Origin of the sequence: Mycobacterium bulgaricum (assembly GCF_041287165.2) — a bacterium.
In the GTDB taxonomy this organism is placed as follows: domain Bacteria; phylum Actinomycetota; class Actinomycetes; order Mycobacteriales; family Mycobacteriaceae; genus Mycobacterium; species Mycobacterium bulgaricum.
Genome location: NZ_JBGGKV020000026.1, coordinates 1 through 12282, shown reverse-complemented (window position 1 = coordinate 12282; position 12282 = coordinate 1). Strand labels below are relative to the sequence as shown.

The window sequence follows — 12282 nt, the reverse complement described above, 5'->3', positions numbered from 1 at the left end:
TGCCGCAACATGACCGATCGCCGGTGGAGGTGTTATCAGAAACTGATCTATTCGCATACCATGCGAATAACCAACTTACTACCTAACATAACGACGCTTATCGGTACCTGAAATCAGGTCTCGAAAGCAGTACCAATATCAGTACCGAACTTCAGTTTCATCACGGTAGCATAGGTGCATGGTCAACATCACGGCGTCGCGTATGTGGACAGTCACCGACGCAAAGCCCAAGCTCAATAGCCTTGTGGCTGAAGCGCAAAGCGGTCAAATGGCGCATATTGTGTCCGGCGCACAGATCGTGGCGCACCTCGTGCCACCAACGACGTGGATCATTGATGACCCGCTGGCTCTGGAGTTCATGATGCGCGCCGTGGTCGACAAAGAAGCTGCGTGGGTCGCAGCCGACAACACCCAGTGGCAAGGTGACCACTTCGTCCTGACCCATGCGGGCGACGTTCTTGGGCGTGTCTTGGGCTGGGCCTGGCGGACCGACCCGGACAAGATTTTCATGCGAGCAGTCACCGACTACGCGATGTCGCTTGGGGATGCCGTCCAACAATCCATGGCCTTCCCTGACGTATCCGAAGGGCTGGCGCGGAGCCTCGGCGGCGGCGTCCTGGAGCGCAGCGAGATCACTGCGGCACTCAAGTACGCCGAAAAGCACTGGGACGAATGGGCCCTACCTCCTGCCGACAGCGAGGCCGTCGACACAGAATCGTCACTGTGACAAAACAACCCATGGAGGCTGTCGGCATGAATCACTGCGGGAACCTGCCGCTGCGCCAGTCAGCATGTTCCGATGTCACCTCTGGGACGCACAATGGGTGACATGACCGTAAGGGATGCCCAAGCGTGCGCCGACATCGCCGCCCGCCCGTGGTATGTCGCGGCGTACCGCGGCCGCGACACGATCAATATCCAGGGGTTCGCGAAGCTACGGCCCGGCCGCCGCCTGACCTCACTTGCGTGGAACGGGTTTCGCCTGTTTGAAGAGCCGGTCGACATGGTGAATTTCGGTAAGGCCCACAGCTTTATGCCGTGGGAGGTCTGGAAGGTCAAGCCGCTGCGCGTGTTGGGCCACGAGCCGAAGCTGCGCCACGAGGCGCGTCAGATCCGTGCCCGTCAGCTTGAGGTGGTGGGATGCATGCCCCCCGGCTTCGAGTTCGGGCCCAACGGGTGGAACGTTCGGAGGCTCGTTGAGCAGCTGGCCCGGGCTCAAGACAAGCAGCGCGCCGACCGGACGCTGCGCTCGGAGTACGAGATCGCCATGACGTTCCTTGAGGACCAGCGTGGCCCCGGTGGATGGCTGCACGACGCCCGAGTGTCACTCGCCTATGACTACCTGGACAGCCTGGCGTCGGGTCCCTCGAACGGCCCGTTCGGCCGGTGGAAACACCACGGCAGGAAAATGCCGGCGCATACCCTGATCGACGCAGCCGTGGCCGGTTTGCCAATACCGGCCGTGATCACCCGGCACTGGGGTCTAGATCAGAACGCGCGTTCCTGCACTGCCAACGGCTAATCGTCGGCGGTCAGCGCTTCCGCATCTTTCGAGGTACTCCGGCACTGCCGCCCCCGTTCCGCAGCGGCTCGGTGAGCCGCCGAGCAGGCGTAAACGGATGAGCGCCTCGCGATCAGCACGTGCACCGGTACTAGTCAGCCGATAGTCGACGGCCCGGAGGCGATGTGCGCGAGGCCCTTCGGGTAGTTGCGCAAACCCAACCGATGTGGAGCACTAGCAGGTAGAGACGTCAGCGACGGCCTTACCAATCGTCGCACACTGGTGCTATGGCTGACACGATTACCTTTCGACCGGACGAGGACACTTGGAAGGCGTTGGAGGTGCTGACCAAAGATGGCACTGCTGTGTCCGCAGCCGTTCGATCTGCTCTGATCGATGCCGCCCGACGGAAGGCCAACGCGGCGGTTCGCGCCGAGGCGGAAACACTTGCCAAAGACGAGGCCGATCGCGCTGAGGCCATGCAAGTGCTGCGCGATATGGAGACGCTGCGTGCGTGGTGAGGTCTTTCGGCTGCATGCCCCATGGGGCCGTTCGCCTCGACGACCGCGCCGTTACACACATCAACGCCCTTCTCGACGCGCTGCTGCGCCGCGAACGCCGCATCGTCTAAGACCAGCAAGGCCGCCCACGGTTGATCTGACACCACGAGCCTCGCGCCGAGGTGCTGGGCACTTTAGGGTCTGGACGGATCGGGGACCCACCAACGTGCAATCGGGCGGCCCCGACGACCACGCGCGTCAGGTTCGCTTGGCGGCGAGTGCGTTTAGCTGCTCGATCATGTCCCGACGAATGCTGTCTTCGTCTTACGGTACCGCCCGTGGTGGCCACGTCGATCTACTCATCGCCAATCGGATTATCTTCACCCCCAGATGCGGACGTCAGTTGACACAACTGACGTCCCGCGCAGCGCGGCTTGAAAGGACTGGCGCCAGATACCACTTCCGGGCGCCATTGGGTCGTGGAAGATCGATACCGTGCTTTCCTTCGAAGATTCGCCAGAGACTGTGGAAAGTTGTACGTTCGGGCGAACTACTAGTGCCAATCTAAGAGGGGCCGGGTGGCAGACCGATACCGTCGATGGATCCGATCAGGTCGGGAGAAGCTAGCAAGCCTTACTGCATCTATTCTTAAGCGCCTCACTGCCCAGGTGGCGAAAAGCGCGAATAGCTTGTGGTCCTTGCCGATTTGGGCGCGGTATTTTGTTGTTTTACTTCCTTTTCTTGGATTATTTCTCCTCGCGATCGGACTCTGGACGGATGTAAGGGGAATCCTTGCCGATTTCCCTTTCTCCATCAATATGTTGAGCGCGCTTACCGGCTTATGTTTCAGTATTCCGTTTGTCATTTTTGTAATTCAGGAAATTAACGATGCTAGCGATGTCGCAAGGAGGGAGCGCCGCGTCCAACGGGCGACTCATGCAGCTCTTCGAGACTTCAGTCATGCGGTCAACGCATATACGGCGCATAACCGACCTGTGTACGAGCAGATGGTCCCAATTCCTCGCGAACTTGCCGATAGCCTAAACGCTCTGCACGACCTATATCTTCAAGACCATCCCGGGCGGGATTACCGGAGCGGTTCTAGGAGCGCCGCCGCGGCGCTATTCCAGGAGGGCGGTCGATGCGCAGCACTCGCCGTGCGAAGACATCGAGAGCTAGGAGCCAGACTGCACGAAACCGATGAGGATGCCTGGGGTGCCGTCGTAGCTTCGTGGGAATACCTCGATGATGTGATTCGTCAGGAGCGACTGGACTGCCTTTTGCCATGGTTGCCCTCCCACCAACAGCGGTACCTTATCTGGGCTATCAACGAGGGTGACGGACGGAAGGTGTTCCGGGGAAGCCTGGTAGGGCTCGCGACAACCGCGAAAGCAATACTGGCTGGCGCCGAGGAGATAACTCCGGATTACGCAGCGGACCAGGCTGCCAGGTTCAAGGCCATCGCAAATCAGCGGGGATCGCCAAGTTATTTTGGCAACAATACTCACGTGAAGAATAGAATTTTGATGGAGGATTGGCCTGACCAAACTTCGCGAATTATTCTTCAATTCAAGATATTGGAATGGGCCGCCTCTGGCATTAGTTCGAAATCGCTTAGGATTCAGCCATTCGATCCGAAAGGCATTCCAGTAGACCTGCCGCCGCAGCATAATAGTTGACTCAATGACTTCACCTCTGAATACTGGCTAGTTCGATCTCAGTGCTTGTCCCCCCGCGCCCCACACTTCAAACTCCAGTTGACCGGGACCGACACACCCGAAGTGCGCCAGACGTTCACCCAGCCTTGCAAACACAGAAATACCCGTCAGAGGAGTTCATCTCCGGGGAGCGGCCCCAGCCTGTCGGGGTCGCCAGAGATGACGCGCGGACCTAGCGACTCGCCGTTGGCGGCCAGCTCGAACCACAGGTCAGACCAGGCGTCGACATCATTCCTGATCTGCGCCAAATCGGAGTAAAGCTGCTGGTTCGTGCAGGGAAGAGACCGCACACACAACCACGGCTCCTGCGACCGCCAACATGGCCCCTTGAAGGTCGGACAGTCCGGCCAGCCACCATCTGCGGGCGGATTAATCGCGTCCTCAGACGAGAAACTACTCGCCTCCATAAGTAGCTCCAACCTCGCTCGCGGCCCAAACATGCCTTCGTAGGAAGCGCAAATTGCTAACGCATCGGGGCTTTGGTCTGGGCAAGTAGTGGATCGTTGCGTTGCTCACCGTGGTCCCGAATTCGCGGGCTGCGAATACGTCCGGCCGACGTGCAGGACTACCCAGCGGCGGTACCGTCGCACGTCGCGCTCGTTCTGCTTCGATCAGCGCACGGCGCGCTGGTGGTCTCGTATCGCCTCAATGTCGAATTCTCCCCCCAGATCCTTCACCGCCTGTAGGCACACGCGTTTCAGCTCCTTGGCCTGCCGGGTCCGCGTCGAGTCGCCGATTCTAATTTTGTCGATCAACGCCAGGTTGCGCGCCGATTCGGCGTTGCCACTGAGGTTATAGAGGCTGACCGCTTTATCACGGCCCGCGGCGTAGCCCTCGTTGTACCACTCGGTGCTGCCGTTGCCGGGGGCGAAGAAGCTGTACGCGACGAACGCGGCGACGAGCACCGCGACCACAGCCACCGCGATCGGGAGAATCCTCCGCGGGCGGCTGCGCTTCAAGGCGGGCGCGCAGGGGTAGCCGGTCCACGGTGCCGGTATTGGCCCGGGCGCGACCGGGTGGCCCGGGTAAGGAGCGGGTCTATGCGGCGACGGCGGGGTGCGGTGCTCGGTCCAGCGCTGCCCGTCCTACCACCGCTGCGTGCCGGTGCCGGTTCCGTCGTCGTACCAGCCCGAGGGACCTTTGCCGTGGTGTGTCACCAAGAAAGGGTAACCAGAGACGCTCCACCTCTCGCGCACAAGTTTTCACCACCGGTCGACACGGTGCGCCGGGGATCAGCGCGTTAGCCGATTGACCCGCCGCAACTCCGACGGCGATGAGGCTTCCGCTGTGTCCGGTCGCGGGTCTTCGCTAGCCGCATGAGTTCGGGCAGTGCGTCGAGGTCTTTGGGTCGTGCCGCGACTGATTTGGACTTGATGACATCATCGAGGCGGGCGACTTTGATTGTGGCCTATCGATAACGGCGGCCACGGCGTTCGGTTCGAGGTCGGTGTATCCGTTGCCGAAGCCCGCTGGGGCGAAGGTGAGGTCGAGATCGCCGGCGCTCGTGCGCAGGTTGAGTGTGTGCATGCCGCGCAGCGATTCCGCTGTACACGAGAAGGGCAGCCCGGTGTCACTGCCATCGACACGAATCCCGGCGTCGAGCTCGTGGAGCGCATGTGCCAGCCGGTCAAGGTTCTCGAGCTGATTCGATGGCGCGATGTCGAGGTGGTTGGTCGGACGGCGTGCACCGTACAGTTGGGCGGCATAACCGCCGATCAGTACGTACAGCACGCCGTGGCGATCCAGCACCTCAACAATGTGCCTCGGGTCAAACTCCTGGGTCACAGCGCCGCGCCCTGCCGCAGCGCTGAGGCGAAGCGGTCTTGATTCTCGCGACGCTCCTCCAATTCTGCTGCGCTAAGGCGTGTTTCGGTCGCGTCGAGAATGTCGTCATGGTTGTCGTAGGGGGCCAGGGTGATTCGCGGCTCCAGGTCAACTGCGGCCAGGATTCGTGCCAGCAGCGGCAGGGACGGCTGCCGCGAGCCGGACTCGATGCGCGCGATGGTCGACTGGGCGACCCCGGCGACGTCGGCGAGTTCACGCTGGGTCATGCCGCGCTCGATACGCGCTAGTTTCAGCAGGTTGCCCGCGAGGCGGTCGACGGCCGCGCTCTTAGTGGGACCCATCCGCGCCATACCACCATGATAGCCAATAGTGCATCAGATTGGTCGGTGAACCGGCCCGGCCGCCAGGTCCGCCCATTCCCGCTGCTGATGGGCGTGATGCGGTCATGGCGGGCGACGCGGTGAACGCCGTCGCGGCGGTGACGGTAGCGTCGGTCCGGATGATTCCGCCGCCTGTGCGACGCCCGTTGCAGCCCAGCGACCGACACGATCGGATCGTCGGCAGGAGCGCGCTCGCTTTGGTTGTGCTGGTCACGCTGACCACGGTGTGGTTTAGTCGCGGACAGTCCGATGACGCGCGATCGTCGCCCGCGCCGCCGCCGACACCGGCCACCATCTCCGCCGACTTTGCAAGCGCCCGCGACAACGACCCGGTCAGCATCATCACCGACGAGCCGACCTGCCCGCAGTGGGAGCCGATCGCCGCCGCGCTGAACACCAGCCTGGGCAACGGCTGGAATGACCGTGACGCGTCGATTCCGGCGTCTCACTGGACTCCGGCACAGCGAAGCCAGCACGAGGCGGTCGCCGCATCGATGCGTGCCGCAGCAGACAAGACCGTCGCCCTGGCTAAAGCGACCCCTCATCGGGTGATGCGCGAGCTGTACGGCCAGGCGATCGCCTACTGGCAGGCTTACGCCGACAGCATTGATGCTTACCGGCCGGCCTCCGACCATCTGGCACGCGCTGCCGTCAACGCAGCAGAATCAGTCAACGCCATTTGCGCGGCAATCGATTTCGGCGCGGCAGGGTCGCGAAGCCCGCTGACGCTACCCAGTCCCCCGCCGGTGCCCGACGTGCCGCTGACCGACCCCGGTCAGGCCGCCAGGTACATTGCCGAACCGTCGGCCTTTTGCGATGAATGGGTGGCAATGGTCTCTCAGTACGCCGACGCAACGCGCGAATGGCGCGGGCGCCACGATCCGCTTCTTCCCGCCTCCTCCTGGTCAGCTGAGCAGCGCGCCCTTGGCGAGAACGTCGCGGGGGTGATGCAGCAGAACGCCGACCGCTCCCAATTGCTGGGACTGCTCAGTGGGAATCTGGTTGCCGCCGATTTTGCGGCGCTGGCAGCGCACTACCGCCGGGCGTTTGCGCTCTCGATCCCTGAGTACGCTCTGCCGGACTCCCACCTCGACAATGCCGCGCTGCGCCTGCAGGCATTGACCAATCAGGCCTGCCACGCCGTCCGAAACTAGATCCACGGCAGCGAGTTACCAAAGCGCGGCGGCACAGGCGCAGTGAGGGCCGGAGGCTCTGATAGCGGTTGATGGCCTCAGTGGTGCGCACCGCTGAGAGTTGCGCGTGGGCGGTGTGGTTCTCAATTCTGCCGACGTCAGAAAAACGCCACTGTGGTGAACCACTCCCGGGATGTCCGATTCGGATTGGGCTGTGGGCGTTGCGCCCACGGGTCGTCGATGACGCCGTCGATGCGGGCGGCCCGAAGAACGCTGTCCCACGCGGGATCCGGGGCGGTGCGGTATATCCGCTCCGCTGCTGCTCCCGCCACCCAGGCCGGGCTGCGTGGAGGCACGAGTCCGGCGACGCCACGGCCCGTCACCAGAACCGCTGTCTGTGCTCGGCGCTGCACCTTCGGCAGCACAGAGGCCAGATCATCGCGCAAACCGCGTAGCGTGAAAGGCGCCACGGGGCCAGCGTACCGCTCGGTGCGAGCGCAGTGACGACGTCGAACCTGCCTCCCTGCACCCGGTGGTGGGCAGGGGACTGAAGGCCCATCGCATCCCCGCCACATCAATCGCGGTGATGGTTGGGCGCACGGCCTGTTTCGGTTGCGCGTCGATAGTCCGCTCTCAATCGCGTGTAGACCGTGCGGGAGATCTTGCGTTTCAGGCAGCGGCGGGCACCGGCTTTCGTGTCGCCCTCCTCGATGCGCCGCAGGTAGTAGGCGCGCCCGGGTCCGTCGAGGCGGATCTGAACGACGGCGATGGTGTGCAGGGCGGAGTTGAGTTGGCGGTTCCCACCGCGACTGAGCTGCATTCGTCCCCGGCTGAGACCAGACCATTCGGGTTGAGGTGCGACGCCCACGTAGCGAGCGAAAGCCGCCTCATTCCGAAAGCGGCTGATGTTGGCCACTGCGGAGATGAACCTCGCCGCGGTGATCTCCGCGCAACCGGGGATATGGGTCAACGTGGATCCGTGTTCGCGGACGTGATCGCCGATGGATTTGGTCAAAGCGTCGATATTCCTGCTGAACCTGTCGATATCGGCCAGTTCTTCGGATGCCAGTTCTGCTTCCAGGCCAGGCCGTGTGGACAAGTACTCACCCAGCGGGTGCCGGTTGCTTGCCCGGGTGAGGTCTCGGGGGCGCGCCCTGGCGGGATCGAGGAGGTGCAAGCGCTGGATGAGCCGATTGGTGAACGCGACCCGCTGCGTGACCAGGTCATCGCGCCGGTCCATCAAAAGCTTGAGCTGCCAGGTCTTCTCGTCGTGAAACGCCACCGGTAGGTCGCGCTCGCGTTGAGCCGCCCGAGCGACCGCGGTGGCATCGATAGCGTCAGATTTTCCGGGTGTCCGCGCCGCCTTCCTGGTATGCGCCATCAGGATCAGAGGCACCCGAATGACCCGCTGGTTAGCCGCCAACAGATCTTGCTCCAGCAGCCGGGTATATCCGCGGCAGTCTTCAACCGCCCATTCCAGATCGGTGCCGAACTTCAGCGCCCACCGCAGCGCCTCGGCATGTCCTTCGGATACTGCCCTGACGGTGCGCTCACCGCAGACCTTGCCGGCGCTGTCGAGGGCGACCAGCGTGTGGGTGCTCTTGTGGGCATCGATCCCAATGGTGAACGGTGTAGTCACAGATCGACAGTGCGGCCCCCCGAGCCGGGCCGCAAGTGCTGATGATCACCCGCGCCCGGCACGCTACAAGTCAGCCAGCTGCAAGCGGCAATTGAACATTCAGCCCGGCGGCGGGTGATCATCGATGGTGATCGCGCCCGGGAGCAGAGGCGGCTGGCGGTGCTCATTCGGAGCCAGCCTCGTGAGGCGGCAACAAGCCGCAGAGCCACACCGCGACGTCCCAGACGTTGCCAGCCTAGTACGAGGTGGTAGCGCGCTGCTCGGCAACGGACTCCCCCGGGCTGGTCAGAACGCGCAGCGCTCGTCTAGGGGAATCGGGTGTAGCAGGCCTCGGCATCGGGGTTGATCAGCCCGGAGCGGTAGGCCGTGATGCGGGTGAACCCGGCGGCCACGGTGATGCCGTTGACGTCGCTGGCGGCAATGCCGTTGTTAAGCAGTCCCGCGACTGCTTCGTCGAGGTCGCCGGCGGTCAGCACGATAGACCCGCCCTGCGGTGTTTGGATGGGCTCCACCATCTTTCGCTGCGCCACCCCGGTGAGGCAGGCGGTGCGCAGCGCGGCGGTCACGGTGTCGATGGGCGCACCGCGTTCGTGCTGCAACGCCAGCGTGTAGCGGGACGTCAGCACCGAGATCGCGCTGTTGTCGCCCTGGACGAGGACACGCTCTTCAGTGCCTGCTGTGCTGCCCAGCGCTTGGAGGGCAGGCAGGTCGACAGCGATGGTGTTGGTGGCCGGGCAGTAGGCGGCCGGCGGGGTGGCTTCCACGTCGGGACACGCCGGTGCGGGCGACTGCACAGTGATGGTGGGTGGCTGCGCGGGCCCGAAGACCTGATTGAGGGCGTCGATGATGGTGGTGACCAGCTTCTCGGTGATGGGTGCATCCCCAGTGGGCACGGTGCCGCTCTCATCGGGGGTCAGCATCATCGGCAGGTCGCCGCGGCTGGCTTCGATCTGTTCGAGGTCGATGCGCGCGCAGACGTCCACGCCGTCGATAAAGCCGGTCTGGAAGGCCGCGACCCGATCGAGGGCGGTGCCGTGGCCTTCTTCGATCATCGCGCGATCGTCGAGGGTCAACACCGGGTCGCGGATCGTGATCGCTGCAGCCAGAACACGATTGAGACCGTCGCTGGTGTTGAGCTGGAAACGCGGCGAGGACCCTTCAGCCACCCAGCGGATGTAGCTGCCGGCGAAGCAATCGGCCTGCTGTTCGCGGACGATGACCGGGGTGGAGCGGTCGACGATCTCGCCCAGGGTTTGCACGGCGTGGCCGTACTCGTGGGCCAGCAGCGCCGCGATGGACGCCTCGCCGAAGTAATTGATGCCGGTCGGGACGAGTTCGCCACGGTCCCAGGCAATCAGGTCGGCGCGGGGGCAGAAGAACGCGTTCGGGCTGTCGTAGAGGTCTTGACCGCACAGCCGCGGCCCCGAGGGGTCGGTGGAGTCATAGGAGGCGAGGTTTTCGACCGGCTCGAACGTCCCGTCGAACGGTGGATCGGTGTAGTGCTCCTCCCAATACTGCACGACGTCGTTGACCGCCAGCAACGCCAACTCATCGGCCTCGGATTTGTCGGTGTAGTCCACAGTCCCTTCGGCCTCGGGCGCGTCTGGCCTGACACCGCTGGGCCCCTCGACAACAGCCATGCCGCCAACAGTGTTGGGATTGAACAGACTTGATCGCCCTTGCCCCTCGGTCGTGGTCGCGCAGCCGGCAAGGGCCACGGTGGCCGCCACTGCGGCGACGACTCTTAGCCGTGGTAGCCGCCGCTGCGGCGCCGCGGTGTCACCGCGGCCGCGGTGGTGGCCGGGCGGGATGGCGATACTCATGGGGCGTACTCCTGGCCTGACGACCTCCATCCGTGGCCGCCGAGGCGTGTCGGGTGAAGTGTGTTGACGGACAGTGGAATTGATGGACTGGCGTTGGGGTGTTCTCATAGTACGGTGATCGGCGGCGGGGTTTGTGCGCCACTTGCTGGGGTAGCTCATCCGGTCAGCGCTCGTCGCTGACGATGTCGATGAACTGCTCGAGGCTGGTCGCGGCGTCGGCGCTGACCAGTCGATCGGATTCGGCGGCGTGGATGTCCTCGGCGGGGACCCCTGCGGCACTGGCGGTTTCGTCGATGCTGAGCCGGTTGGCATTGCGCACCGCGGCCAGTCGTTGTCCCAGCGAGGCGGTTGGAGCCTGGGCCGCCGCAGCGATCAGCTCGCTACTTGCCCGGCGGACATCGCCGAGCAGGCGGGCAAGTTCGGGGCGGCGGGTGCTGGTGCGGGCGGCAGCGGCCACGGTGCGTTCCAGGCGCCGCAGTTCTGCCAGCAGCACGGCGATTTCGCTGCTGAACCGGGGGCTGTCGGAGGGCGGCAGCACCGCGGCGCGGGCCTGCAGGCCGCCGAGCGCGATTTCGGACGCGTCGATGAGGACGGCGACCTGAATGGTCGGCGAGAGCACCTCGGTGGATTCGTCGTCAGGCACCGCGGCGCCGCGGCGGATGCGGTGGATGAGCCCCGGCGGCCACCGCAGGTAGGCCTCGATCTTGGCGATGGTGCTCGCGCGGGGCCAATGCACGCCGCGTTCGAACTTGACCAGCACACTTTGGCTCACGATGTGATCATCGGCGAGTTTGCGTTGCGATAAGCCCAGCTCTTCGCGGCGGGCCGCCACCGCGGCGCCGGCACGGGCGATCGTCGCATCCACCCGGTCGGTGGTCTCGGCGGCATCGAGAACGAAGTGTTCGGTCACCGCAGCGCCGGGGGTGGCGTCGGCGAGTGTTGCGGGAGTAGGTGTGAGCCGCACGTCGATCCCGGCGGGGTCGCCGAGCTGCACCGTCGTCGGGTGGTCGACCACGATCGAGTCGATCCGCTCCCCGCGAAGGTAGGTGCCGTTGCGGCTGCCGGTGTCGGTCACCGTCCACCGCCCCTGCGTGGGCTCGATCCGCAGATGAGTGCGCGACACCCCGGGTTCAGTGATGCGGATCTGGGCGGGCAGCTCTCGGCCGATCACCACCGCGCCCCCGGCCGCCTGCGCGAGGTGGCGCTGTCCTGCGACCTCGATCGCCAAGGCCGGCGCCTCGCCGGGAGCGTCGAGCTGTGGTGCTGACATCCGCTCTCCTCATCAACGACCCACGGATCTTCCCGTGCGATGGTTTTGCTATTGCTTTGCTGGTAGAGCCCTTGGTCGCGCAAACCGTTGTCATGCGTTGGCGTGGGCATCCAGCGTGTGCGGCCCCTGCGAATGTTGAGCGCCGATACCGACGTTCATTCTGGCACACGCCTGCGTGGTCGCGGAGCGGCAAATAATTCGTGCGCGAGGGGGTGCAATGGCCATGCGATGATTGGTCCGTTGCACGGTGCCGCTGCGCCTCTCGGCACACACCGACTACACGGGGGAAGTATGGATCCGCACGACCGGCCGCCGCGGCGCGCCGAGGAGCCCACCGGCCGCCCGACGCACCGACCGGCACCGCACGGCGGCCCGCCGCAGCCGGTGCCTTTCGACCAGCAGAACACGCTGCAAGCGCCGCAGTTCACGCGGCCCACCCCGCCACCGCCGCCAGGCCAAGCACCGCCGCCCGCACCCGGGGTTGCGGGTCCGCCCGCTGCCGCCCCGCCCGCAGCGCCGCACCCCAGCGCTGC

The 12282-nt window shown here is 64.5% G+C and carries 12 protein-coding genes; 5 read left to right on the top strand and 7 right to left on the bottom strand.

Annotation, left to right across the window (positions count from 1 at the left end; genetic code table 11):
- Positions 1–178: 178 nt before the first annotated feature.
- The 4 genes from ACAG24_RS29210 (at position 179) to ACAG24_RS29195 (ending at position 3680) form a co-directional block, all read left to right on the top strand.
- Positions 179–727 (top strand): hypothetical protein, encoded by a 549-nt coding sequence (locus ACAG24_RS29210; protein ID WP_370476341.1) that lies wholly within the window; start codon positions 179–181, stop codon positions 725–727.
- 93 nt (positions 728–820) lie between these two features.
- Positions 821–1522: a hypothetical protein gene (locus ACAG24_RS29205; protein ID WP_374150817.1), complete on the top strand. Its 702-nt coding sequence runs from the start codon at positions 821–823 to the stop codon at positions 1520–1522.
- A 266-nt stretch (positions 1523–1788) separates the two neighbouring features.
- On the top strand, positions 1789–2022 hold the full coding sequence (locus ACAG24_RS29200; protein ID WP_370476336.1) for a hypothetical protein: 234 nt from the start codon (positions 1789–1791) through the stop codon (positions 2020–2022).
- Between the two features lie 677 nt (positions 2023–2699).
- The gene (locus tag ACAG24_RS29195) at positions 2700–3680 is read left to right on the top strand and encodes a hypothetical protein (RefSeq protein WP_370476334.1); all 981 of its coding nucleotides are present in this window, start codon (positions 2700–2702) and stop codon (positions 3678–3680) included.
- A 650-nt stretch (positions 3681–4330) separates the two neighbouring features.
- Here ACAG24_RS29195 and ACAG24_RS29190 read toward each other — a convergent pair.
- From ACAG24_RS29190 to ACAG24_RS29180, 3 genes are all read right to left on the bottom strand, one after another.
- Complete coding sequence (locus tag ACAG24_RS29190) at positions 4331–4639, bottom strand: hypothetical protein (protein WP_370476332.1); 309 nt, start codon at positions 4637–4639, stop codon at positions 4331–4333.
- 388 nt (positions 4640–5027) lie between these two features.
- Positions 5028–5504, bottom strand: coding sequence for a hypothetical protein (locus ACAG24_RS29185; RefSeq protein WP_370476329.1), 477 nt, complete (start codon positions 5502–5504; stop codon positions 5028–5030).
- Positions 5501–5854, bottom strand: a complete 354-nt coding sequence (locus ACAG24_RS29180; RefSeq protein WP_370476326.1) for a type II toxin-antitoxin system RelB family anti-toxin — start codon at positions 5852–5854, stop codon at positions 5501–5503. The genes ACAG24_RS29185 and ACAG24_RS29180 overlap by 4 nt, the downstream gene beginning before the upstream one ends.
- Positions 5855–5949: 95 nt before the next feature.
- Between ACAG24_RS29180 and ACAG24_RS29175 the strand changes: the two genes are divergently transcribed.
- Positions 5950–7038 carry an ESX-1 system-associated protein gene (locus ACAG24_RS29175; RefSeq protein ID WP_370476323.1) on the top strand — a complete coding sequence of 363 codons (1089 nt, stop codon included), beginning with the start codon at positions 5950–5952 and terminating at the stop codon, positions 7036–7038.
- A gap of 137 nt (positions 7039–7175) precedes the next feature.
- On the opposite strand, the gene ACAG24_RS29170 is transcribed toward ACAG24_RS29175, so the two are convergent.
- The 4 genes from ACAG24_RS29170 to ACAG24_RS29155 all read right to left on the bottom strand — a co-directional run bounded on the left by ACAG24_RS29170 (position 7176) and on the right by ACAG24_RS29155 (position 11749).
- On the bottom strand, positions 7176–7487 hold the full coding sequence (locus ACAG24_RS29170; protein ID WP_370476320.1) for a hypothetical protein: 312 nt from the start codon (positions 7485–7487) through the stop codon (positions 7176–7178).
- A 104-nt stretch (positions 7488–7591) separates the two neighbouring features.
- Positions 7592–8656, bottom strand: coding sequence for an IS110 family RNA-guided transposase (locus ACAG24_RS29165; protein ID WP_370476318.1), 1065 nt, complete (start codon positions 8654–8656; stop codon positions 7592–7594).
- Between the two features lie 305 nt (positions 8657–8961).
- Positions 8962–10479 (bottom strand): neutral zinc metallopeptidase, encoded by a 1518-nt coding sequence (locus tag ACAG24_RS29160; protein WP_370476316.1) that lies wholly within the window; start codon positions 10477–10479, stop codon positions 8962–8964.
- A gap of 163 nt (positions 10480–10642) precedes the next feature.
- Positions 10643–11749, bottom strand: coding sequence for an FHA domain-containing protein (locus ACAG24_RS29155; protein ID WP_370476313.1), 1107 nt, complete (start codon positions 11747–11749; stop codon positions 10643–10645).
- Positions 11750–12282: the final 533 nt, after the last annotated feature.